General features: G+C 71.4%; 20 protein-coding genes and 1 pseudogene. 12 read left to right on the forward strand and 9 right to left on the reverse strand.

All coding sequences use genetic code 11. From position 1 onward, the window contains the following. Positions 1-220: 220 nt before the first annotated feature. Entirely contained in the window at positions 221-694 is a 474-nt protein-coding gene (locus ACIGQF_RS29845) for an SseB family protein (RefSeq protein ID WP_361553559.1), read from the reverse strand. A gap of 131 nt (positions 695-825) precedes the next feature. Here ACIGQF_RS29845 and ACIGQF_RS29850 point away from each other — a divergent pair, with 131 nt between their 5' ends. From ACIGQF_RS29850 to ACIGQF_RS29875, 6 genes are all read left to right on the forward strand, one after another. Then, positions 826-2,652: an acyl-CoA dehydrogenase gene (locus tag ACIGQF_RS29850; protein ID WP_399716543.1), complete on the forward strand. Its 1,827-nt coding sequence runs from the start codon at positions 826-828 to the stop codon at positions 2,650-2,652. A 266-nt stretch (positions 2,653-2,918) separates the two neighbouring features. Next, positions 2,919-4,211, forward strand: a complete 1,293-nt coding sequence (locus ACIGQF_RS29855; protein WP_399716546.1) for a M18 family aminopeptidase — start codon at positions 2,919-2,921, stop codon at positions 4,209-4,211. Position 4,212: 1 nt separating this feature from the next. Further along, complete coding sequence (locus tag ACIGQF_RS29860; protein ID WP_399716549.1) at positions 4,213-6,159, forward strand: BTAD domain-containing putative transcriptional regulator; 1,947 nt, start codon at positions 4,213-4,215, stop codon at positions 6,157-6,159. Positions 6,160-6,261: 102 nt separating this feature from the next. After that, on the forward strand, positions 6,262-6,489 hold the full coding sequence (locus ACIGQF_RS29865; protein WP_030621558.1) for a DUF6458 family protein: 228 nt from the start codon (positions 6,262-6,264) through the stop codon (positions 6,487-6,489). Between the two features lie 392 nt (positions 6,490-6,881). Next, positions 6,882-7,829 carry a hypothetical protein gene (locus ACIGQF_RS29870; RefSeq protein ID WP_399716552.1) on the forward strand — a complete coding sequence of 316 codons (948 nt, stop codon included), beginning with the start codon at positions 6,882-6,884 and terminating at the stop codon, positions 7,827-7,829. Positions 7,830-7,920: 91 nt separating this feature from the next. Further along, positions 7,921-8,766 (forward strand): helix-turn-helix domain-containing protein, encoded by an 846-nt coding sequence (locus ACIGQF_RS29875; RefSeq protein ID WP_399716555.1) that lies wholly within the window; start codon positions 7,921-7,923, stop codon positions 8,764-8,766. A gap of 14 nt (positions 8,767-8,780) precedes the next feature. On the opposite strand, the gene ACIGQF_RS29880 is transcribed toward ACIGQF_RS29875, so the two are convergent. Then, positions 8,781-10,619: an NHL domain-containing thioredoxin family protein gene (locus ACIGQF_RS29880; protein ID WP_399716558.1), complete on the reverse strand. Its 1,839-nt coding sequence runs from the start codon at positions 10,617-10,619 to the stop codon at positions 8,781-8,783. A gap of 65 nt (positions 10,620-10,684) precedes the next feature. Between ACIGQF_RS29880 and ACIGQF_RS29885 the strand changes: the two genes are divergently transcribed. Then, a complete protein-coding gene (locus tag ACIGQF_RS29885) occupies positions 10,685-11,176 on the forward strand; it encodes an LURP-one-related/scramblase family protein (protein WP_399716561.1) in 492 nt (163 codons plus the stop codon). 52 nt (positions 11,177-11,228) lie between these two features. Here the strand turns inward: ACIGQF_RS29885 and ACIGQF_RS29890 are convergent, their stop codons facing one another. Then, a complete protein-coding gene (locus tag ACIGQF_RS29890; protein WP_399716564.1) occupies positions 11,229-12,017 on the reverse strand; it encodes a carbon-nitrogen family hydrolase in 789 nt (262 codons plus the stop codon). A 143-nt stretch (positions 12,018-12,160) separates the two neighbouring features. Here ACIGQF_RS29890 and ACIGQF_RS29895 point away from each other — a divergent pair, with 143 nt between their 5' ends. Then, on the forward strand, positions 12,161-12,985 hold the full coding sequence (locus tag ACIGQF_RS29895) for a maleylpyruvate isomerase family mycothiol-dependent enzyme (RefSeq protein ID WP_399716567.1): 825 nt from the start codon (positions 12,161-12,163) through the stop codon (positions 12,983-12,985). Between the two features lie 121 nt (positions 12,986-13,106). Here the strand turns inward: ACIGQF_RS29895 and ACIGQF_RS29900 are convergent, their stop codons facing one another. Continuing rightward, a complete protein-coding gene (locus tag ACIGQF_RS29900; RefSeq protein ID WP_361553528.1) occupies positions 13,107-14,420 on the reverse strand; it encodes an MFS transporter in 1,314 nt (437 codons plus the stop codon). Continuing rightward, a complete protein-coding gene (locus ACIGQF_RS29905; protein WP_399716572.1) occupies positions 14,417-15,103 on the reverse strand; it encodes a GntR family transcriptional regulator in 687 nt (228 codons plus the stop codon). Before ACIGQF_RS29905 ends, ACIGQF_RS29900 begins: the two co-directional genes overlap by 4 nt. Before the next feature lie 233 nt (positions 15,104-15,336). Between ACIGQF_RS29905 and ACIGQF_RS29910 the strand changes: the two are divergent. Next, positions 15,337-15,737 (forward strand): annotated as a pseudogene (locus ACIGQF_RS29910) (methyltransferase); the annotation flags it as partial. 1 nt (position 15,738) lies between these two features. On the opposite strand, the gene ACIGQF_RS29915 reads toward ACIGQF_RS29910, so the two are convergent. The 4 genes from ACIGQF_RS29915 to pdhA form a co-directional block, all read right to left on the reverse strand. Further along, complete coding sequence (locus ACIGQF_RS29915) at positions 15,739-16,179, reverse strand: NUDIX domain-containing protein (protein WP_399716575.1); 441 nt, start codon at positions 16,177-16,179, stop codon at positions 15,739-15,741. A gap of 81 nt (positions 16,180-16,260) precedes the next feature. Then, on the reverse strand, positions 16,261-17,706 hold the full coding sequence (locus ACIGQF_RS29920; RefSeq protein ID WP_399716578.1) for a dihydrolipoamide acetyltransferase family protein: 1,446 nt from the start codon (positions 17,704-17,706) through the stop codon (positions 16,261-16,263). 23 nt (positions 17,707-17,729) lie between these two features. Beyond that, the gene (locus ACIGQF_RS29925) at positions 17,730-18,713 is read right to left on the reverse strand and encodes an alpha-ketoacid dehydrogenase subunit beta (protein WP_399716582.1); all 984 of its coding nucleotides are present in this window, start codon (positions 18,711-18,713) and stop codon (positions 17,730-17,732) included. 1 nt (position 18,714) lies between these two features. Then, complete coding sequence (pdhA, locus tag ACIGQF_RS29930; RefSeq protein ID WP_399716585.1) at positions 18,715-19,935, reverse strand: pyruvate dehydrogenase (acetyl-transferring) E1 component subunit alpha; 1,221 nt, start codon at positions 19,933-19,935, stop codon at positions 18,715-18,717. A gap of 327 nt (positions 19,936-20,262) precedes the next feature. On the opposite strand from pdhA, the gene ACIGQF_RS29935 reads away from it, so the two are divergent. The 3 genes from ACIGQF_RS29935 to ACIGQF_RS29945 all read left to right on the forward strand — a co-directional run bounded on the left by ACIGQF_RS29935 (position 20,263) and on the right by ACIGQF_RS29945 (position 22,556). Next, positions 20,263-20,919, forward strand: coding sequence for a response regulator (locus ACIGQF_RS29935; protein ID WP_399716588.1), 657 nt, complete (start codon positions 20,263-20,265; stop codon positions 20,917-20,919). 137 nt (positions 20,920-21,056) lie between these two features. Beyond that, positions 21,057-21,473 carry a pyridoxamine 5'-phosphate oxidase family protein gene (locus tag ACIGQF_RS29940; protein WP_361553508.1) on the forward strand — a complete coding sequence of 139 codons (417 nt, stop codon included), beginning with the start codon at positions 21,057-21,059 and terminating at the stop codon, positions 21,471-21,473. Positions 21,474-21,530: 57 nt separating this feature from the next. Continuing rightward, complete coding sequence (locus ACIGQF_RS29945; RefSeq protein WP_399716591.1) at positions 21,531-22,556, forward strand: phosphotransferase; 1,026 nt, start codon at positions 21,531-21,533, stop codon at positions 22,554-22,556. Positions 22,557-22,625 lie beyond the last annotated feature (69 nt).

Below are 22,625 nucleotides of genomic sequence, written 5' to 3' on the forward strand. Positions count from 1 at the left end.
GGGCCCGCTCGGCCCGAGGCCACCGCACGGACGCGGGGCCCCCCGGGGCCCCCCCCCGGGGGGGGGCGCCGCGGCCCCGGCCCCCCCCCCCCCCCCCCCCCCCGCCGCGGCCGCCCCCCCGCCCCCCCCCCCCCCCCGCGGGGGGGGCCCGCCCCCCCCCCCCCCCCCCCCCCCCCCCGGGACGGGGCGGGCGGCGCCTCGGCCACCCGGGAAGTGAGTGCTAGCCGTACATCCGCCGCATCGCGAAGTCGACCATCTGCTCCACGGCCTTGGCGTCGAAGACCATGCGGTGCTCACCCTCCATGTCGAGCACGAAGCCGTACCCCGTGGGCAGCAGGTCCAGCACCTCGGCGCCAGTGATCACGAAGTACTTGGACTCCTTGCCGGCGTACGCGCGCAGCTCCTTGAGCGAGGTGAACATCGGGATCACCGGCTGCTGGGTGTTGTGCAGCGCCAGGAAGCCCGGGTTGTCACCGCGCGGGCAGTACACCTTGGAGGTCGAGAAGATCCCTTGGAAGTCCTCGGCGGACATCGACCCGGTGGTGAAGGCACGCACCGCGTCGGCGAAGGAGGGCGGGGACGGCTCGGGGTACAGCGGCTGCCCGCCGTAACCGCCCGGAGCCTGCTGCGGCGGAGGCGGCGCAGCACCGTAACCCTGCTGACCCGCACCCACGTTCTGGTCGTAGCCGTACATAGCTGCAAAGCGTACTGAGTCACAGATGGGCCGTTAGGGGTTGCTTCTTATTACCGACGGGTAGCATCCTGGTAGCTACTACCCGGTATGCGTTTGAGGACCTCCTCACGAAGGATTACGGAGCCGTCGCCATGGGGCACTACAAGTCGAATCTCCGCGACATCGAGTTCAACCTCTTCGAGGTGCTCGGCCGCGACAGCGTGTACGGCACCGGACCGTTCGCCGAGATGGACGTCGACACCGCCAAGAGCGTGCTGTCCGAGATCGCGCGGCTGGCGGAGAACGAGCTGGCCGAGTCGTACACCGATGCCGACCGGAACCCCCCGGTCTTCGACCCGGAGACCAACACCGCGCCGGTCCCGGCGTCCTTCAAGAAGAGCTACCAGGCGTACATGGACGCCGAGTGGTGGCGGCTGGGCGTGCCGGAGGAGATCGGCGGCACCACGACGCCCCGCTCCCTGCTGTGGGCGTTCGCCGAGTCCATCCTGGGCTCGAACCCGGCCGTGTGGATGTACGCCTCGGGCCCGGCCTTCGCCGGCGTGCTCTTCGAGGAGGGCACCGAGCAGCAGAAGCACATCGCCAAGGTCGCCACGGACAAGGGCTGGGGCTCCACGATGGTGCTGACCGAGCCCGACGCGGGCTCGGACGTCGGCGCCGGCCGCACCAAGGCGATCAAGCAGGAGGACGGCTCCTGGCACATCGAAGGTGTGAAGCGCTTCATCACCTCCGGTGAGCACGACATGTCGGAGAACATCCTTCACTACGTGCTCGCGCGCCCCGAGGGCCACGGCCCGGGCACCAAGGGCCTCTCCCTCTTCCTCGTGCCGAAGTACGAGTTCGACTTCGAGACCGGTGAGCTGGGCGACCGCAACGGCGTCTACGCCACCAACGTCGAGCACAAGATGGGCCTGAAGGCCTCCAACACCTGCGAGATGACCTTCGGCGACAAGCACCCCGCCAAGGGCTGGCTCATCGGCGAGAAGCACGACGGCATCCGCCAGATGTTCCGCATCATCGAGTTCGCGCGGATGATGGTCGGCACGAAGGCCATCGCCACCCTGTCGACCGGCTACCTGAACGCCCTGGAGTACGCCAAGGAGCGCGTGCAGGGCCCGGACCTGGCGGCCTTCACCGACAAGACCGCGCCGCGCGTCACCATCACCCACCACCCCGACGTGCGCCGCTCGCTGATGACGCAGAAGGCGTACGCCGAGGGCATGCGCGCCCTCGTCCTCTACACGGCCACCGTGCAGGACGAGATCCTGGTCAAGGAGAGCGCGGGTGAGGACGCCTCCGCCGAGCACGCGCTGAACGACCTGCTGCTGCCGATCGTGAAGGGCTACGGCTCGGAGAAGTCCTACGAGCAGCTGGCCCAGTCGCTGCAGACCTTCGGCGGCTCCGGCTACCTGCAGGAGTACCCGATCGAGCAGTACATCCGGGACTCCAAGATCGACACCCTCTACGAGGGCACCACCGCGATCCAGGGCCAGGACTTCTTCTTCCGGAAGATCGTCCGCAACCAGGGCGCGGCGCTGACCACCCTGTCCGAGACCATCAAGAAGTTCCTGGCCGAGGCGGTCGGCGGCGAGGAGCTGGAGGGCGCCCGCGGCGAGCTGGCCAAGGCGGCCGGCGACCTGGAGGCGATCGTCGGCGCGATGCTGACCGACCTCGCCGCCACCGAGAAGGACGTCAAGTCCATCTACAAGGTGGGCCTGAACACCACCCGCCTCCTGCTGGCCTCGGGTGACGTCGTCATCGGCTACCTGCTGCTCAAGGGCGCCGCGGTGGCCCAGGAGAAGCTGGCCACGGCTTCCTCCAAGGACAAGGCGTTCTACCAGGGCAAGATCGCGGCGGCGAAGTTCTTCGCGCACAACGTCCTGCCGGGCGTCACCGTGCAGCGCGGGCTCGCCGAGTCCGTCGACCAGTCCCTGATGGAGCTGGACGAGGCGGCGTTCTGATCCGGGGCGGCGTCTCCCGCCGCTGAGGGCCCGTGCCGCCCGCCTGCCGCTCACCGTGGCCCCGTCCGGTTCGCTCCGGACGGGGCCGTCGGCGTACCTCTGCGGGCGGCGAGGCCCCCCGCGACGGTCGGGCCACCGGCGTGCCGCGGGCCCCTGCCGTCGAATCCCTCCCGTCACACAGAGAACACCGGTCACGCGGGCGCCGTATTCCACTCATCCGTACGGCGTACCACCCACCCGGTGCGACGCCTCCTTATGCTGAATCCATGAGCACATCTGTCCGCTTCGACCGCGGCCACACCGACGACCTGATGTCCTTCCTCGCCGCGAGCCCGTCGCCGTACCACGCCGTGGCGAACGCGGCCGCCCGGCTGGAGAAGGCCGGCTTCCGGCAGGTCGCCGAGACCGACGCCTGGGACGGCGAGGCGGGCGGCAAGTACGTGCTCCGCGGCGGCGCGATCATCGCCTGGTACGTGCCCGAGGAGGCCACCCCCGCGACGCCCTACCGCATCGTCGGCGCGCACACCGACTCGCCCAACCTGCGGGTGAAACCGCTCCCGGACACCGGGTCGCGCGGGTGGCGGCAGATCGCGGTCGAGATCTACGGCGGCACGCTGCTCAACACCTGGCTCGACCGGGACCTGGGCCTGTCCGGGCGGCTGACACTGCGGGACGGCAGCCACCGGCTGGTCAACGTCGACCGGCCGCTGATGCGCGTACCGCAGCTGGCCGTTCACCTCGACCGCTCGGTCAACGCCGACGGCCTCAAGCTCGACAAGCAGCGGCACATGACGCCCGTCTGGGGCCTGGGCGAGGTCCAGGAGGGCGATCTGCTCTCCTTCGTCGAGCAGGAGGCCGGGCTCGCCGCGGGGGAGGTCCGCGGCTGGGACCTGATGGTGCACAGCGTCGAGCCGCCCGCCTACCTCGGCCGGGACCGGGAGCTGCTCGCCGGCCCCCGGATGGACAACCTGCTCTCCGTGCACGCCGGTGCGGCCGCGCTCGCCGCCGCCTCCGCGCGCGACGACCTGGCCTGCATCCCGGTGCTGGCCGCCTTCGACCACGAGGAGAACGGCAGCCAGTCCGACACCGGCGCTGACGGCCCGCTGCTGGGCACGGTGCTGGAGCGTTCGGTCTTCGCCCGCGGCGGATCGTACGAGGACAAGGCCCGAGCCTTCGCAGGTACGGTGTGTCTGTCCTCCGACACCGGCCACGCCGTGCACCCGAACTACTCCGAGCGGCACGAGCCGGGCCACCACCCGATGCCGAACGGCGGCCCCATCCTGAAGGTCAACGTCAACCAGCGGTACGCCACCGACGGCGGCGGCCGCGCGGTCTTCGCCGACGCCTGCGAACGGGCCGGCGTGCCCTGGCAGTCGTTCGTCTCCAACAACTCCATGCCGTGCGGCACGACGATCGGCCCGATCACCGCCGCCCGGCACGGCATCACCACCGTCGACATCGGCGTCGCGATCCTGTCCATGCACTCGGCGCGCGAGCTGTGCGGTGCCGAGGACCCGCACCTGCTGGCCACCGCCCTGACGTCCTTCCTGGAGGGCTGAGTTGGAATTCTCCCTGCTCGGCCCGGTCGCCGTCACCACCGCCGCGGGTGAGCTCCCGCTCGGGCCCGCCAAACGGCGCAGCGTGCTCGCGCTGCTTCTCCTGCGCCCCAACACCACGGTCCCGCTGGAGCAGTTGATCGACTCCCTGTGGGAGGACGAGCCGCCCGCGCATGCCCGTACGGTCGTGCAGGGACACGTCTCGCGGCTGCGCGCCACGCTCGCCGAGGGCGGCGCCGAGGCATACGGCGTGGAGCTGGCCACCCACGGCTCGGCATACCTGCTGCGGCTCCCCGAGGAACTGATCGACGCCCACCGGTTCGGTGAACTGGTCTCACTGGCCCGGCCGGAGGCGGCCCCCGCCGACGCCGTGCCGCTGCTGCGCGAGGCGCTCGGGCTGTGGCGCGGCCCGGCGCTGACCGGCACGGTCACCAGCCCGCCGTTCGCCGCCGCCACGCACGCGCTGGACGAGCGGCGGCTGACCGCCGTGGAGGCGCTGGCCCGCGCCCACAGCGCGCTGGGCGAGCACGAGCAGGCCGCCTCGGTCCTCTACAACGCCGCCGTGGCGCACCCGCTGCGGGAAGGGCTGATCGCCGCCCTGATGCGGGCGCTGTTCCGTACGGGACGCCAGTCCGACGCGCTGGACTGGTACCACCGCACCCGGCGCCTGCTGAGCGAGGAGCTGGGCGTGGACCCGGGCGCCCGGCTGCGGGAGGCCTACGAGCAGATCCTGCGGGCCGAGGAGACGGCTTCGGGGGCCCACGCGGCACCGGCTGCCGGCGCCGACGCCGATGCACCCGCCGACGGGTCCCGGATGCCCGGACAGCGGGACGCGGACGCCACCGGGCGGCCGGACGCGGGAGTTTCACGTGAAACCGGCGGGGCGGAGCCCGGAGCGGACGGTGGCGCGAGCAGCGCGGCCACGGTCCCGCCGCGGCTGCTGCCCCGGCCGCCGGCCCGTTTCCTGGGCCGGGAGACGGCAATGGGCCGGCTCACCACGGCGCTCACCGGCGACGCCGGTGACGGCGACAGCCCGCTGGCGGTCGTCACCGGGCCGGCCGGGGTCGGCAAGACCGCGTGTGCCGTGCAGTGGGCGCACCAGCACGCCGCCGAGTACCCGGACGGGCAGCTCTTCGCCGACCTGCGGGGCTTCGGCGAGGGCGACGCCATCGAACCGGCCGCCGTGCTGCGCTTCTTCCTGACCGCCCTGGGCACGCCCGAGCACGCCGTACCGGCCTCCGCGACGGCCGCTTCCGCGCTCTTCCGGTCGCTCGTCGCGGACCGCAGGCTGCTGGTCGTGCTGGACAACGCGCACAGCTCCGCACAGGTGCGGCCGCTGCTGCCGGGCGGGCCGGGCTGCGCCACGGTCGTCACCAGCCGCAGCAGGCTGGACGGGCTGGTGGCCACCGACTGCGCCCGGCCGGTGGGACTCCAGGTGTTCGGCGTGGCCGAGGGCGTGGCGCTGCTCGGCGCGATGCTCGGCGCCGAGCGGGTGGACGAGGATCCGGAGGCCGCCCGTGAGCTGGTCGAGCTCTGCGACGGGCTGCCGCTGGCGCTGCGCGCGGCGGTCGCCCAGCTGACCGCACGGCCCCGCTGGCGGCTGGCCCGGCTGGCGTCCGCGCTGCGCGACGAGCGGCGCCGGCTGTCCCTGCTGTCGGCGGAGGACACCGGCATCGCCTCGGCGCTGCGCATGTCCGTGGCCCGGCTGTCGGCGGACGACGCGCGGCTGCTGAGCGCCCTGGCGACCAGTGCGGACGGGCAGCTGAACGCCTCGGCGGCGGCCGCGCTGGCCGGCTCGGACCTGGAACGCACGCAGGACGGACTGGCCCGGCTGGCCGAGATGCACCTGGTCGACGAGGCGGCCACGGACGTCTACACGATCAGCACGCTGACGCAGCTGTTCGCACGGGACGGGACCGGTGAGGCGGAGGGTACGGAATCGGGCGACTGAGGTCCCGCAACTCTTGTTGTGCGTCCCCTGATTGACAGCTTGCCGGCCGGGTACCCGGGGCGCGACATGCCCGGAACCGCCGATCAAGAGGAGGCGCACATCATGGGCATCGGCTGGTGCATCGGTCTGCTCGCCGTCGGAGGGATCCTGACGTTCGCGGTGGACTGGCAGATGGCCGGGGTCAATCTCGATCTCGTGGGCCTGATCCTGATGGCGGTCGGCATCATCGGTATTGCCGCGTACGTCAGCATCTTCAAGCGTCGTCGGATGCAGCCGCCGCCGCCCGCAGCCCCGGTGATCGAGGAGACCCACCGGCACGGCTACGAGTGACGGACCCGCGGCCATGTGACCTCATGTGACATCGGACCTCATACGTACTTGCCTGAAGGGGCGCCCGCGCAACACCGCGCGGGCGCCCCTCTCGCGTGCGCGTACTTGAGACTCTCTCGCGCGCACACAGGGGAGCCCCGCCGCGGGGCCCGCACGTCCCGTCATGTCCCGGAGCCGCCCGCTGGGCATCCCGCGCCCGCCCCGCCGCTTCCCACGTCCCAGCAGGTCAGCGACGTCTCGCGGGCGTCCCGGCGGGCGGGACGTCCCATGGGACACGGCAGCCCCGGAAAACCCCTTGTCCCCGCCCAATGATGGATCCCGTCGCCGAGGCCGACAGGGCGCCGCACCGGACAGCGCGGCGCTCACCGCCTCACAAACGAGGGGAATCCATCATGTCGCAGACCAAGCGCACCACATTCGGCACGACCACGCTGCGCCGCGTCCTGCCCGCGGTCGCCGCGGCGGGCATCGGCATCGCCGCCGTCACCGGCTGCTCCGGCGGGGAGGCGAAGGCCGACACCGGCAGCAAGGCCGCCGCGCAGACCACCGTCAAGACGCGGGACACCAAGGCGGACCTGAAGACCCGGGCAGGCACCGCCGCCGCGCTCAAGACGACAGCGGCCGGCAGCACCTTCCCGACCTGGGGGACCCGCTGGGTGGTGCACGCCTCGCCGGACACCAGCTCGCCGTCCGTCGGCATGATCAACAAGGACACGGCCGGCCAGGACAAGATCACCGCGGACTACCAGGTCAACACCGGCAAGAAGGTCTGCGAGGGCAGCGCCTGCTCGACCTACATGGCGCACATCACGGGCCCGGTGACCGGCTTCCTCAGCGTGATCGCCGTCGACATCCCGCAGGACAAGCTGCCCGGCGTACCGGAGCAGGGCGGCCAGAACCCGCCCCCGCCGGCGCCCGGCGGCACCCGCGGCGAGGCGCTGCAGCGCGCGGCCACCTGGCTGACCGCCAACAACGGCACGCAGGTGCCCTACAGCCAGGCGAAGAACTGGAAGGACGGGTACCGCCAGGACTGCTCCGGCTATGTCTCCATGGCGCTGAACCTGGGCGCGCCCGGCACCAACACCGTGGGGCTCACCAGCTCCAGGATCACCCGGCCGGTCTCCGTCAACGAGCTGAAGCCCGGCGACCTGCTCATCGACGCGGCCGGTGACAACAACACCCGGCACGTCGTGATGTTCGAGAAGTGGGACAACGCGGCCCACACCTCCTACACCGCGTACGAGCAGCGCGGCGGCCACGGCACCGACCACCGGTCGCTCACCTACGGGCTCAACGGCGGGGAGTTCAAGCCCTACCGCCCCGTGAAGTTCACGGACTGATCCGGTCTCCATCCGGATTCTGTAACGAGAGGCACTTCCGCCACAGGGGAGCGGAAGTGCCTCTCGCGGTGCGTGCCGCGGCTGTGCTGGAATGCCGTCCGTGCATGGGAATCCGAACCGCGCCACCAATCCCCGCCGTAAGCCGCTCGCCCCCTTGCCCGAACAACTCGACGGTCCCGTACGCGACTTCGTGTCCGGGCTGCGTCACATGCACGGCGAACTGGGGCTGAGCCTGAAGGAGCTGGAAGCCCGGCTGCCCGCCAGCAGATCCTCGCTCTCCCGCTACCTGCGCGGCCAGAGCCTGCCGGACGAACGGCTGTTGGTGCAGTGGTGCAAGCTTTCCTTCACCGGTGAGGACCGGCTGCCCGAGCTGGTGCGGCTGCTGCACCTCGCCAACGAAGCGGCGCCGGCGGGCGGAACGGAGCACCCCGACGGGCCGGGCGGTGGGGAGGCCGCCGGCAGTGCGCCGGAACGGCCGCCGACCTCCGCACCACGGCTGAAGCCGATTCTCGTGGGCGTGACCACCGCCGTGGTCCTCGCTGTGGCGGCCCTCGCCACATGGGGACTGATCGACGACAACGACGCCTCGGGCGACGGTGTTTCACGTGAAACACCGTCGGCCAAGGGCACGGAGCGCATCACCGTTCACAACGTCGACAAGAAGTGTCGCCCCCTGCACACGCGCGAATGCTCCATGGGGCTGGCCATGGACCCGTACCTGGCCTACCGGCCGTCCAACATCGGCGGTCACGTCTGGCACGGCGACCGGTTGACCGCCGAGTGCCGGATCGCCAACGGCGTCACCGTCACCGACGAGGTCGGCGGCCACAGCAGCATCTGGTTCCAGGTCCGGCAGAACGGCAAGAAGCTGTGGATGCCCGGAATCCGGATCGACCCGAACGAGCTCCAGTACTCGACGCTCGACAACTGCGAGTAAGGGCCGCCCCCGGCCTACGCCTCGCTGTCCATCCCCGCCAGGACCAGACCGAGGCGGGCGGTTCCGTCCGCGGTGACGGTGACCGGCACGCCCCAGTCCTGCTGGTGCACATGGCAGGCCGGGTACTCGATGTCCGGGTCGTCGTCGCAGGACGCGGCCATCGCCGAGACGTGCAGCACGCCCTCCGTCACCCCGTCCGCGAGGACCAGGTCACGGCTGAGATCGGTGTCCGCGCCGTCGCCCTCGGCCAGCAGCTCCGGTGGGGTCGAGCTGACCAGCAGCCGGGTCGAGGGGCCGTAGCGGGTGTCCAGCTTCTGGCCGGCCGGTGCCTGGAAGACCACGTCCAGCCGGAGCCGGCCCGGGGCCACCTCGGTGGCGGCGCGCTGGGTGCGGTGCGCGACGGACTCGACCCGTACCGCCTCCTCGGGCAGCCGCAGCCGGGTCAGCCGGTGCCGCGCCGACTCCACGACCACGATGTCGTCGCCGACGAGCACCGCGTCCGACGGCTCCCGCAGGTCGGTGGCGAGCGTGGTCACCTCGCCGGTCGCCGGGTCGAAGCGGCGCAGCGCGTGGTTGTAGGTGTCGGAGACCGCGACCGAGCCGTCCGGCAGCGCGGTGACGCCCAGGGGGTGCTGGAGCAGCGCCTGGTCGGCGGCACCGTCGCGGTGGCCGAAGTCGAAGAGACCGGTGCCCACCGCCGTGTGCACGACGCCCTCACGGTCAATCCAGCGGACCGCGCTGGTCTCGGAGTCCGCGATCCACAGCCGGTCCTCGGTGGCGGCCAGGCCCGAGGGCTGCGCGAACCAGGCCTCGGCGGCCGGGCCGTCGACCAGGCCCTCGTTGGTCGTGCCCGCGGCGGCCCGAACGGTGCCGGCCTCCGGGTCGTACGTCCACAGCTGGTGCACGCCGGCCATGGCGATCCATACCCGGCCGTCGAAGTACGCCACGTCCCACGGCGAGGAGAGGTCCACCTCGCGGGCCGGGCCCTCGGTGGCCGAGCCCTGCCACCACTGACGGCCGGTACCGGCGACCGTGGCGACCTCGCCGGTGGCGGGGTCGAAGGTGCGCAGCGCGTGGTTGACGGTGTCCGCGACGATCACCATGCCTCCCCCAGACTTCGTCCGGGAGGTGCCCCCAGGCAGCAGCGCCAAGCCCTGCGGCTCGCTGAAGGCGGCCAGCTCGGCCGGCCCGTCGGTCAGGCCGCGCTCGCCGGTGCCGATCCGGCGCAGCACGCTCTCGCCGTCCGCGTCCAGCTCCACCAGCTGGTGCCGGGTGGTGTCGGAGACCAGGAAGGACCCCCCGGGCAGCTGGAGCGCCTTGCCGGGGAAGCGAAGGTCGGTGGCGACCGGCTCGGGCGGTACGTACGGGCCGTCGCCGCGGCGCAGCGTGCCCTTCGCGTCGTGCTCGGCCTCCAGCTCCTCGACCAGCTTCTCGATGGCGTGGGCGTGACCCTCACCGGCGTGCTGGGCGACGACGTAGCCCTCGGGGTCGATGACGACCAGCGTCGGCCAGGCGCGGACGGCGTACTGCTTCCACGTGGCCAGCTCGGGGTCGTCCAGCACGGGGTGCTCGACCTCGTACCGCTCGACGGCGTCGACGACCGCCTGGTGCTCCGCCTCGTGCACGAACTTCGGCGAGTGCACGCCGATGATCACGACGGTGTCGCGGTGCCGCTCCTCCAGCTCCCGCAGCTCGTCCAGGACATGCAGACAGTTCACGCAGCAGAACGTCCAGAAATCCAGGACGACGATACGTCCCCGCAGGTCGGAGAGGGTCAGTTCCTTGTCGCCGGTGTTGAGCCAGCCGCCCTTGCCGATCAGCTCGGGGGCCCGGACGCGCGCACGTGAAGCCATGTCCACATTCAACGCCACCCACCCGGTCGCGCATTCCGGCGGGGCCCGGGGGAAGGCGTCAGGACATGAGATACCTGGTACGCGACCGGATCTTCGGCATCGGCGAGGACTACTGGATCGAGGACGAGACGGGACGCCACGCCTACCTCGTCGACGGCAAGGCGCTCCGCATGCGGGAGACCTTCGAGATCAAGGACCGCGAGGGCCGGGTCCTCATCACGCTGCGCAAAAAGGTGCTCAGCCTGCGCGACGCGATGACGATCGAGCGGGACGACCAGGCGCTGGCGACCATCCGCCGCAAGCGGCTGTCGCTGCTGCGCAACCACTACCGCGTGGAGCTGGTGGACGGCACGGAGCTGGACGTCAGCGGCAAGATCCTGGACCGGGAGTTCGCTGTCGAGTACGACGGCGAGCTGCTGGCGGAGATCTCCCGGCGCTGGCTGACCGTACGGGACACCTACGCGGTCAACGTGCTGCGCGAGGACGCGGACGCACCGCTGCTGATCGCGATCGCGGTGTGCGTGATCCGGCTGGCGGAGCGGGAGCGCGAGGACTGAGCGCGGGACACGGGACACGCACCATGAGCACGTGCCCCGGGCCCTGCCCCCGTCACGGCGTCGGCAGCCCCAGTACCCGGTCCCGCAGGACGGGGAAGACGTGCCGGGTCTTCCCGACCAGCTCCGGGTCCAGCTCGGCGCTGATGATCTCCTCGTCGGGGCCCGCCTCGGCCAGCACCTCGCCCCACGGGTCGACGATCATGCTGTGTCCGGCCTGCTCGACCCCGCCATGGGTGCCGCCCGTGCCGCAGGCGAGCACGTACGCCTGATTCTCCACCGCGCGGGCACGGGCCAGCAGCGACCAGTGCGCGCGGCGCCGCTCCGGCCAGCCGGCCGGGATCACCAGAGTCTGCGCGCCGGCGTCCACCAGCTGCCGGAACAGCTCGGGGAACCGGAGGTCGTAGCAGGTGGCCAGGCCCAGCGTGGTGGCCGGCAGCTCGACCGTCACCGGCTCGGTGCCGGCGCCCAGCAGCGTCGCCTCGCCCTTGTCGAAGCCGAAGCGGTGGATCTTGCGGTAGTGCGCGGCCTGCTCGCCGTCGGGGGAGTACACCAGCGCGGTGTTGTAGAGCGCGCCGTCCGCGGCCCGCTCGATGACGGACCCGGCGTGCAGCCAGACGCCCGCGTCCCGCGCCGCCGCGGACATCAGCCGGTGGGTCGGGCCGTCCAGCGGCTCCGCCACCTCCTCGAACGCGTCGTACGCGAAGGCGCCGACCGGCCACAGTTCGGGCAGTACCACGAGGTCGGACGCCGTTTGAGCACGCACGAGCGAAGCCACGCGCTCGCGGCGGGAATTGACCGATTCCTGCTGGTCCACACCGACTTGGATCAGTGAAGCGCGCACAGTACCACCGCCTGGTCTTCGGAGCCGGTTCGCCGTCAAAAAATGCCTACGATGGTCACCCGAAAGCACTGCCGGGGTGCCCGTGCGCAGCGTAACTTAACTGCACAGACAGCAGCCCGCGTACGAACCGTCCGAGGGGTCCCGTGACCGTCCACCCAGTCCTTCAGCCCTCCATCGACGCCTGGACGCACTCCATCGAAGCGATATCCGAGCTGGTGACACCGCTCGTGGAAGGGGAGTGGAATCGCGCCACCGAATGCCCCGGCTGGTCGGTGCGGGACGTGGTGTCCCATCTCATCGGCCTGGACTGCGAGGCGCTGGGCGATCCGCGCCCCATCCACTCGCTGCCGCGCGATCTCTACCACGTACGCAGCGAGTTCGCGCGGTACATGGAAATGCAGGTCGACGTCCGGCGGCACCACACCGGCCCCGAGATGACGGCCGAGCTGGAGTACACGATCATCCGCCGGGCCCGGCAGCTGCGCAACGAGACGCGGGATCCGGACGCCACCGTCCGCGGCCCCCAGGGCAAGGAGCAGACGCTCGAACACGCACTGAAAGTGCGGGCGTTCGACACCTGGGTGCACGAGCAGGACATCCGGCGGGCGCTGGGGTACCCCGGCAACCTCGACTCCCCCGGCGCCCACCTCACGCGCGACTTCCTCATACCCTCGCTCGCCAAGGTCGTGGCCGAGAGCACGGGCGCCCCGGCCGGCACCGCCGTGGTGGTCGACGTGACCGGCCCGGTGGAGTTCATGCGGACGGTACGGGTCGACGCTGAGGGCCGCGGCTCGGTCGACGGCAGCGTCTCGCTGGGCCCGGCGGTAACGCTCACCACGGACTGGGAGACCTACGTACGGCTGGCGTGCGGCCGGGTGCGGCCCGCCGCCGTCGCCGACCACATCAAGATCGACGGAGACCGGGTGCTGGGCGAGGCGGTGCTGGACCACTTCGCGGTGACGCCGTAGCGGCCGTAGCGCGGGCGTCGCAGGAGACGGAAGAAGCGGGCGGGCCCGCCGCCGTGGAGCACGGCGGCGGGCCCTCGTAGGTACCCGGGAGGCGCGCGCCTCGTGCACGCGCTCCGGACGGTCACACCGGTACGTGCACCGCCTCCACGCGGCTGGCGACCGTCCGCTCGCTCTCCCGGCGGGCCGCCCGCTTGCGCAGCCGCAGGATCTGGCTGAGGCCGAGCGCCTCCAGGACGAACACCGTCACGAAGGCGATGCGGTAGTTGTCGCCCGTTGCGTCCAGCAGGACGCCGACCGCGAGCAGGGTCGTCATCGAGGCGATGAAGCCGCCCATGTTGACGATGCCGGAGGCCGTGCCCTGGCGCTCCGGCGGGTTGGCCGGGCGGGCGAAGTCGAAGCCGATCATCGAGGCGGGGCCGCAGGTCCCGAGCACGAGGCAGGTGACGACCAGCAGCGCCATCGGCGCGTGTCCGGGCCAGCACAGCATGGCCGCCCAGAGCGTCGCCGTGGCGGCGACGGTGCCGAGCGCGAGCGGCAGCCGGGCGGCGTGATGGCGGGCGATGACCTGCCCGTAGACCAGCCCGGAGGCCATGTTCGAGACCACGATGAGCGTCAGCAGACCGCCGGCCGCGGTCTCGGTCAGGCCCTCCGCCTCGACCAGGAACGGCATCCCCCACAGCAGCAGGAAGAACATCGCGGGGAACTGGGTGGTGAAGTGCACCCACATGCCGAGCCGGGTGCCGGGCTCCCGCCAGCACTGGGATATCTGCCGCCGTACGTAGCCGCCGCCGGCAGCCGGCTTGCTCGTGGGCACGGGGGCGAACCCCTCGGGGTGGTCCTTCAGGAAGAGCAGGACCAGCGCGATGACCACGATGCCGCAGACGGCGCTGCCCGCGAAGGTCGGCGTCCAGCCGAGGGTGTCCAGCAGCCGGGCGAGGACCAGGGTGGAGACGAGGTTGCCGGACATGCCGATCAGCGCGGCGACCTGCGCGATCAGCGGACCGCGGCGGGCCGGGAACCAGCGGGTGCCCAGCCGCAGCACGCTGATGAACGTCATCGCGTCGCCGCAGCCCAGCAGCCCGCGGGAGACGAGCGCCATGACGTACGAGCTGGAGAGCGCGAAGCCGAGCTGGCCCACGGTGTAGAGCGTCGCGCCGAGGATCAGGACCTTCTTCGGGCCCATCTTGTCGACCATCAGGCCGACGGGTATCTGCATGCCGGCGTAGACCAGCAGCTGGAGGATGGAGAAGGTGGACAGCGCCGAGGCGTTGATGTGGAAGCGCTCGGCGGCGTCCAGCCCCGCGACGCCGAGGCTGGTGCGGTAGATGATCGCGACGAAGTAGACCGCGACGCCGATGCCCCAGACCCATACGGCCTTCCGGCCGCCGGGCGGATCACCGGGCAGCGCGACCGGGGCGCTCTGTGCGGTGGTCATCGCACGTCCCCCTGGGCCAGGTTCCGCACCCAGCTGACGTGCCGGTGCACGGCGGCGGTGGCCGCCTCCGGGTCACCGGCCCGCAGCGCTTCGAGGATCTCGGAGTGCTCGGCGATGTTCTTGGCGATCCGGTCCGGGTGCGCGTGCATCACCGCGACGCCCATCCGCAGCTGGCGGTCGCGCAGCTGCTCGTAGAGCCGGTCCAGGATCCGGTTGCCCGCGCTGCGCACGATCGCGGCGTGGAAGCAGCGGTCGGTCACCGAGACGGCGGCCAGGTCTCCGGCGGCGATCTGCTCCCGCATGGTCGCCAGCAGCGTCTCCAGCTCCTCGATCAGCGCGGCGGGCGCGGGCACGGCCTTGCGGGCCGCGTGCTCCTCGACCAGCAGCCGGGTCTCCACGACGTCCGCGATCTCCTGGGCGGAGACCGGCAGGACCATTGCGCCCTTCTTCGGGTAGAGCTTGATCAGCCCCTCGACCTCCAGGCGCAGCAGCGCCTCCCGTACCGGGGTCCGCGACACGCCCACGGCCTCGGCGAGCTCGCCCTCGGTGAGAAGCATGCCGCCCTCGTAGCGGCGCTCCAGGACGCCTTGCTTGACGTGCGCGTACACCCGCTCGGCGGCGGGCGGCTGCTTGGTGGGGGCCTTTTCGGGGGCAGGGGCTGAGGCAACTTCTGAGGGGGGCATGCGAAGCATTCGATGAGGGGCGGTGGTCGGGTGACGCGCGGACATGAGCACAGGATAGATACAACAGGTATGCGTCTGCAGAATCGGTCCATCATCCGGACGGCGCGAGGGCAGCGGGCGGACGGGAAACTGCGTACGCCAACTACTCACACCCCACCCACGCTCCATGAGCAGAGCGCCACGCTTGTGTGTCCACCTCGTGACGCCCGGTGATCGAGCTGGGGTGCGTCCGCATGTCTGTCAGGAAGATCCTCGCCATGGGCCGGACGGCGCTCGGCCACAAGGTCCGTACGCCCCGGGCCATCCGGCACGGACACCGCCGTACGTCCGGCGGGCCGCCAGGGACCGCCGGCCGGCCCTCCACCACCCCGACCACGTGAGCTACTACCGCACGGTCATGGCGCCCGACATCCGGCGCGACCCCGAGGGCGCGGTCGGCGGCCGAACCCACGGCCGCCGGCTCGCGCTCGGCGCGATGCAATGCGACTACCTGCGGGAACACGGCCTCACCCGGCAGTAGCGGATGCTCGACTTCGGCTGCGGCAACCTCCGCGCCGGGTGGCGCTTCATCGAATACCTGGACGCCGGGAACCACTACGGCATCGACATCTCCCCCGACATCCTCAGCGCGGCGGCTACCGGAGCCCGCCCGCCTCGGTGAGCCGGCGTACGACCTGACGGAACGCCGGGGCGCATACGTCGAAGTCCTCCGCGTTGTGCCAGGCGACCTCGGCGATCTCGCGGCCCGGTACCGGGTCGACCGTCGCCGGACCGCCCGTGAAGCAGGTCATCCGGAGGCGGCGGCCCGCGCGGCCGTGCGCCACGTCGTCGACGGTGAACGCCTCGGTCAGCTCGCTCGCCGGGACGCGTACGCCGACCTCCTCGGCCAGCTCGCGGGAGAGCGCCTCCGCGGCCGTCTCACCGGACTCGTACTTGCCGCCGGGGAGGTAGAAGGTGTCGTTGCCGCGGGTCCGGACGCTCAGCAGCCGGCCGTCGCGGACGTGCAGCCAGGCGACGGACTTCAGGGGCGGGAGGCCGTCCGGGCCGACGTCAGCAGCGCTCTGTGTATCGGTCATGGCAGCGACCGTAGGCAGGGCGGCGCGGCGACACCAATTTCTTTTCGCCTGCGCCGCCCTGCCGGGCCGCTGCGCTGCGGGCTACGCCCAGGTGATCAGGCGCTTGGGGCGCTCCAGTATCGCCGCGGTGTCCGCGAGGACCTTGGAGCCCAGCTCGCCGTCGACCAGCCGGTGGTCGAAGGAGAGCGCCAGCGTCGTCACCTGACGCGGCTTGACCTTGCCCTTGTGGACCCAGGGCTGCTCCTTGACCGCGCCGAAGGCGAGGATCGCGGATTCGCCGGGGTTCAGGATGGGCGTACCGGTGTCGACGCCGAAGACGCCGACGTTGGTGATGGTGACCGTGCCGCCCGCCATGTCCGCCGGGGAGGTCTTGCCCTCCCTGGCCGTGGCGACCAGCTCACCGAGGGACTCGGCCAGCTGCGGCAGCGTCTTGGCGCCTGCGTCCTTGATGTTCGGGACGATCAGACCGCGCGGGGTGGCGGCCGCGATGCCCAGGTTCACATAGTCCTTCTGGACGATCTCCTGGTTCTCCTCGTCCCAGGAGGCGTTGACCTCCGGGTGGCGCTTGATGGCCACCAGGAACGCCTTGGCGACGAGGAGCAGCGGATTGACGCGGACGCCCGCCATGTCGGGGTCCTGCTTCAGCTCCTGCACGAGCTTCATCGTGCGGGTCACGTCGACGGTGATGAACTCCGTGACGTGCGGCGCGGTGAACGCCGACTGCACCATCGCCTGAGCGGTCGCCTTGCGTACGCCCTTGACCGGCACCCGGGTCTCGCGTGCCGCGGCCACGGTCTCGGGGGCCGGCGCGGGCACGGCGGGGGCCGGCGCCACGTCGAACTCCGGTGCCGATGTCGGCGTGGACGCGGGTGCGGCCGCCGCGTGCACGTCCTCGCGGGTGATGATCCCGTCGGGGCCGCTGGGGACGACCGTGGCCAGGTCGATGCCGAGGTCCTTGGCGAGCTTGCGCACCGGCGGCTTGGCCAGCGGGCGGCCGTCGGTCACGGGCTCCGCCGCGGCGGGTGTTTCACGTGAAACCGGCTCGGGGGCCGGCTCCGGCGCGGCGTGGCCGTTCAGCTCCGCCTGGACGGCGGCTCGGGCGCCGTTCGCGGCAGCGGCCTCGGGCTGCGCCTTGCGCGCCCGCCGCTTCGTCGAGGACGGCGCGGCGCCGTACCCCACCAGGACGGCCTTGCGGCCCTCCTCGCCGCCCTCGGCGGCCGGCTCGGCGGTCTCCGGCGCGGCCGCCGGAGCCTCTGCGGGGCCCGCGCCCGGGTCGGTGTCCACGGCGATGATGACCGTGCCGACGTCGACCGTGGTGCCCTCGCCGAACCGCAGCTCGTGCACCACCCCGTCGTAGGGGATGGGGAGTTCGACGGCCGCCTTGGCGGTCTCGACCTCGCAGACGACCTGCCCGTCGGCGACGGTGTCGCCCTCGGCGACGTACCACTTGAGGATCTCGGCCTCGGTGAGCCCCTCGCCCACATCGGGCATCTTGAACTCGCGGAAGCGCTGATCGGTTGCAGTCATGGTCACGACTCTCCTCAAGCCCCTCAGTACGCCAGCGACCGGTCGACCGCGTCGAGCACCCGGTCCAGGTTCGGAAGGTACTCGTCCTCCAGCCGGGACGGCGGATAGGGGGCGTGGTAGCCGCCCACCCGCAGCACCGGCGCCTCCAGGTGGTAGAAGCACCGCTCCGTGATGCGCGCGGCGATCTCCGCGCCGGAGCCGAGGAAGACGGGCGCCTCGTGCACGACGACCAGGCGGCGGGTCTTCTCGACGGAGGACTGGAGCGAGTCGAAGTCGATCGGGGAGAGCGAGCGCAGGTCGACGACCTCGACCGACTTGCCTTCCTCCGCGGCGACCTGGGCGACGTCCTGGCAGACCTTGACCATCGGGCCGTACGCGGCGAGCGTCAGGTCGCTGCCCTCACGGGCCACCCGGGCCTTGTGCAGCGGGTGCGGGATGGCTTCGGTGTCCAGCGCGGACTTGTCGTGGTAGCGGCGCTTGGGCTCGAAGTAGATGACCGGGTCGTTGCCGGCGATGGCCTGCTGAAGCATCCAGTAGGCGTCCGAGGAGTTCGAAGGCGTGATCACCTTCAGGCCCGCGACGTGCGCGAACAGCGTCTCGGGGGACTCGGAGTGGTGCTCGACGGCGCCGATCGCGCCGCCGTAGGGGATGCGGATGACGATCGGCAGCTTGATCTTGCCGAGCGCGCGGGCGTGCATCTTGGCGAGCTGCGTGACGATCTGGTCGTACGCGGGGAAGACGAACCCGTCGAACTGGATCTCCAGGACCGGGCGGTAGCCGCGCAGGGCCATGCCGATCGCGGTGCCGACGATGCCGGACTCGGCGAGCGGCGTGTCGATCACCCGGTCCTCGCCGAAGTCCTTCTGCAGGCCGTCGGTGACGCGGAAGACGCCGCCGAGCTTGCCCACGTCCTCGCCCATGACGAGGACCTTGGGGTCGGCCTCCATGGCCGTGCGCAGTGATTCGTTGATCGCCTTGGCGATGGTGATCTTCTCGAAGACGGCCATGTCAGTTCTCCTCCGCGAACGAAGCCTGGTACGCGGCGAACTGGGCGCGCTCCTCGTCGACGAGCGCGTGCCCGTCGGCGTAGATGTGCTCGAACATCGCCATGTCGTCGGGGTTCGGCATGGTGCGGACCGCGTCCCGCACCCGCTTGCCGAGCGCCTCGTCCTCCTTCTCGACGGACGCGAAGAACGCCTCGTCGGCGATGCCCTCGGCCTCCAGGTACCGGCGGAGTCGCAGGATCGGGTCCTTGGCCTCCCACGCCAGCAGCTCGTCGTTGCCGCGGTAGCGCGTCGGGTCGTCGGAGGTGGTGTGGGCGCCCATGCGGTAGGTGTACGCCTCGACCAGCATCGGCCCCTGGCCGGTACGGGCGCGGCCCAGGGCTGCCTTGGTGACGGCGAGGACGGCGAGCACGTCGTTGCCGTCGACCCGTACGCCGGGGAAGCCGTAGCCGCGGGCTCGCTGGAAGAGCGGCACCCGGGTCTGCTTCTCGGTCGGCTCGGAGATCGCCCACTGGTTGTTCTGGCAGAAGAACACCACGGGGGCGTTGTAGACGGCCGCGAAGGTGAAGGATTCTGCGACGTCACCCTGGCTGGACGCACCGTCACCGAAATAGGCGATGACGGCGGAGTCGGCACCGTCCTTCTGGACGCCCATGGCGTAGCCCGTCGCGTGCAGCGTCTGGGAGCCGATCACGATCGTGTACAGGTGGAAGTTGTTGCTGTTGGGGTCCCAGCCGCCGTGGTTCACGCCGCGGAACATGCCCAGCAGGTTCGTCGGGTCCACCCCGCGGCACCAGGCGACGCCGTGCTCGCGGTAGGTGGGGAAGACGTAGTCGTCGTCGCGCAGGGCGCGTCCCGAGCCGATCTGCGCGGCCTCCTGGCCCAGCAGCGAGGGCCACAGGCCCAGCTCACCCTGGCGCTGCAGGGTGGTCGCCTCGGCGTCGAACTTCCGCGTGAGCACCATGTCGCGGTACAGGCCGCGCAGCTCGTCGGCGGACAGGTCGATCCCGTACTCCGGGTGCTCGACGCGCTCCCCTTCGGGGGTCAGCAGCTGGACGAACTGGTCCGGGTCCTGCTCCGCCGAAGCCGGTGCCCCGGCGGCCGGGCCGGTGCCGGCCTTGCCCGCCTTGGCCTTCGCCGCGGTCCCGCCGGGCGCTTTCTTCGCGGTCGTGCGCTTGCCGCTACTGCGCGTAGCTTTCCGTGCGGCAGTGCTGTCCACGGTCACGTGCTGCTCCTCCGTCTGTCCGGCCCCCGGGGTCCGCCGGTGGCCGTATTGCGGCTCACCCGGTATCCGATACGGCGCACGGGGTGTGTGCGAACGCGGTCAGGCCCGGGTGGAACAAAACTGCCCCGGACGTGGCCTGCCCATGCACGTTACCCATTTCCCGAGCCTAAGCGAAAACGGCCCTGACCTGCGATTTTGCTTGGATTTCCAAGTAAATCGCGAAGGGTGGGAACAACTCCTGGTCACAGCGTCGCAGGCCGCCGGAACAACGGCACGTTATATCGCCGGACCGGAGCACGGGAAGGGTTCGTGTGTGAGACTGAGGCCGTGCACGAAGACGGAAAAATCACGGTATTCCTGCTCGACGATCATGAGGTCGTCCGGCGTGGCGTTCACGACATGCTCACGGTCGAGAACGACATCGAGGTGGTCGGCGAGGCCGGTACCGCCGCAGACGCCCTGGTCAGGATCCCTGCGACGCGTCCCGACGTGGCCGTGCTGGACGTCCGGCTGCCGGACGGCAGCGGCGTCGAGGTGTGCCGGGAGATCCGGTCGCAGAACGAGGACATCAAGTGCCTGATGCTCACGTCTTTCGCCGATGACGAGGCACTTTTTGACGCGATCATGGCCGGTGCCTCCGGGTATGTGCTCAAGGCGATCCGCGGCAACGAACTGCTCTCGGCCGTCCGGGACGTGGCGGCCGGCAAGTCCCTGCTGGACCCGGTGGCCACGCAACGCGTCCTGGAACGGCTGCGGGACGGCGGCGCCAAGGGCGACGACCGGCTGGCGAACCTCACCGAACAGGAGCGGCGGATCCTCGATCTGATCGGCGAGGGACTGACCAATCGGGCCATCGGAGAACGGCTGCATCTCGCCGAGAAAACCATCAAGAATTACGTCTCCAGCCTGCTCGCCAAACTCGGCATGGAACGCCGCTCCCAGGCCGCCGCATACGTCGCCAGAATGCAGGCGGAAGGCCGCTGAACGACATCACACGACGGTGATTGCCGCCTATTCGACTGGCTGACCTGCGGAATCATCCATTTCGGGACCAACGTCCCGGCGGCGCGGGGGCGGCCGCCCCTACAGCCGTGCCCGCACCGCCGGGCAGGGTGGTTCCCATGCCCGACGAATTCCGCGCACTGGAGCTGCTCGGCCGTACGCCCTACGGCCGGGTCTCGGCCAGCCTGCGGGCGCTGCCCTTCACGACGATCGCCCGGCACGTGGTGACCGAGGAGGGACGCCTGCTGCTGCGCCTGCACCGCGGCTACGGCTACCACCGCGCCCTCGACGGCAGCGTGGTCTCGTACCAGGCGGACAACGTCACCGACGGCGAGCCCGAGACCTGGGCCGTCCAGTTCACCGGCACGGCCGGCGTCATCCGCCCGGAGCCCGCCGACCACGACGCCTTCGGACGCACCCCGGCGCTCGCCGACGGCGAGCCGTTCGACCCGGTCTTCCTGCACATCGAACCGGTCTTCGCGAAGGTGCACACGCTGACCGATGTACCGCTCTTCCGGTACGCCCATTCAGGCTGACCGATAGCCGACCGGTCCGGGAAACCACCCCGATCGAAGTGATCTAACATCTGACGGGTGCTCCGCTCATCTGCGGTCCGGACGGCAACGGCGCCCGACGGACACACTCTCGGCTCCCTGCTGCGCCGCTACGAAGGCGCCGGGGAGCCGCTGACGTGCGAGCCGGTCGCCGAGGGCCTGCTCAACCACGGCTACCGGCTGACCACCACGCGCGGCCGCTTCTTCCTCAAGCACCACCTCGACGCCGACCACGGCGCCCTGGTCCGGCAGCACCGCGCCACCCGCCTGCTGGGCGCCATGGGCCTGCCCGTCGCACCGCCCGTACGCGCCGCCGACGGCCGCACCGTCGCCGTCCTCGACGACCGCAGCTACGCCCTGCACCCCTGGGTCGACGGCCGCCACCTGGACGGCGCGGCCCTCACCCCCACCCAGTGCCACCGGCTCGGCACGCTGCTCGGCCGGGTGCACGTGGCCCTCTCCCAGGTCATGCCCGAGGCGCCGCCGGAGCCGGGCCAGGAGAGCGCCGACCCCGCCGCCACCTTCGTGGGCATCGACGAGCTGCTGGCGCTGGCCCGGGGCGCCCGCCCGCACGACAGCTTCGACGCGCTCGCCGAGCACCGGCTCCTGGAACGCCGCGCCCTGCTGGCCGCGCACGCCCATCACCGCCCGGCACGCGCGGCCCCGGCGGGCTGGGTGCACGGCGACTTCCACCCCCTGAACCTGCTCTACCGGGGCGCCGAGCCGGCCGCGATCGTCGACTGGGACCGGCTGGCGGTCGCGCCGCGCGCCGAGGAGACCGTACGGGCCGCCGCGATCTTCTTCGTACGGCCCTCGGGCAGCCTGGACCTGGCGAAGGTGGCGGCGTACGCGCGTGCCTACCGGCGTGCCTCGGGCGTCGGCCCGGACGAGCTGGCGGCCGCCGTGCACCGCGTCTGGTGGGAACGCCTGAACGACTTCTGGATGCTGGACTGGCGGTACCGGCTGGGCGACCGGCGCGCCGACGGCCTCTTCCCGCCCGCGGCGGCGCTGGCGGTGTGGTGGACGGACGAGTACGCGGCGGTCCGGCAGGCCTTCACGGGCTGAGCGCGTCGGCCCGGCCCCGGCCGCTACGCGAACGAGCGAGGCACCATCTCGGTGCCTCGCTCGTTCAGG

Source organism: Streptomyces sp. NPDC053560 (assembly GCF_044544605.1).
In the GTDB taxonomy this organism is placed as follows: domain Bacteria; phylum Actinomycetota; class Actinomycetes; order Streptomycetales; family Streptomycetaceae; genus Streptomyces.

Coding starts and splice junctions, on each gene's coding strand:
- ACIGQF_RS29880 (WP_399716558.1), bottom strand. CDS start 10,619: ATGGCTTCACGTGCGCGCGTCCGGGCCCCCGAGCTGATCGGCAAGGGC.
- ACIGQF_RS29875 (WP_399716555.1), top strand. CDS start 7,921: ATGCCGTCCGTGCATGGGAATCCGAACCGCGCCACCAATCCCCGCCGT.
- ACIGQF_RS29920 (WP_399716578.1), bottom strand. CDS start 17,706: ATGACTGCAACCGATCAGCGCTTCCGCGAGTTCAAGATGCCCGATGTG.
- ACIGQF_RS29900 (WP_361553528.1), bottom strand. CDS start 14,420: ATGACCACCGCACAGAGCGCCCCGGTCGCGCTGCCCGGTGATCCGCCC.
- ACIGQF_RS29870 (WP_399716552.1), top strand. CDS start 6,882: ATGTCGCAGACCAAGCGCACCACATTCGGCACGACCACGCTGCGCCGC.
- ACIGQF_RS29940 (WP_361553508.1), top strand. CDS start 21,057: ATGCCCGACGAATTCCGCGCACTGGAGCTGCTCGGCCGTACGCCCTAC.
- ACIGQF_RS29905 (WP_399716572.1), bottom strand. CDS start 15,103: ATGCCCCCCTCAGAAGTTGCCTCAGCCCCTGCCCCCGAAAAGGCCCCC.
- ACIGQF_RS29915 (WP_399716575.1), bottom strand. CDS start 16,179: ATGACCGATACACAGAGCGCTGCTGACGTCGGCCCGGACGGCCTCCCG.
- ACIGQF_RS29885 (WP_399716561.1), top strand. CDS start 10,685: ATGAGATACCTGGTACGCGACCGGATCTTCGGCATCGGCGAGGACTAC.
- ACIGQF_RS29855 (WP_399716546.1), top strand. CDS start 2,919: ATGAGCACATCTGTCCGCTTCGACCGCGGCCACACCGACGACCTGATG.
- ACIGQF_RS29925 (WP_399716582.1), bottom strand. CDS start 18,713: ATGGCCGTCTTCGAGAAGATCACCATCGCCAAGGCGATCAACGAATCA.
- ACIGQF_RS29850 (WP_399716543.1), top strand. CDS start 826: ATGGGGCACTACAAGTCGAATCTCCGCGACATCGAGTTCAACCTCTTC.
- ACIGQF_RS29865 (WP_030621558.1), top strand. CDS start 6,262: ATGGGCATCGGCTGGTGCATCGGTCTGCTCGCCGTCGGAGGGATCCTG.
- ACIGQF_RS29845 (WP_361553559.1), bottom strand. CDS start 694: ATGTACGGCTACGACCAGAACGTGGGTGCGGGTCAGCAGGGTTACGGT.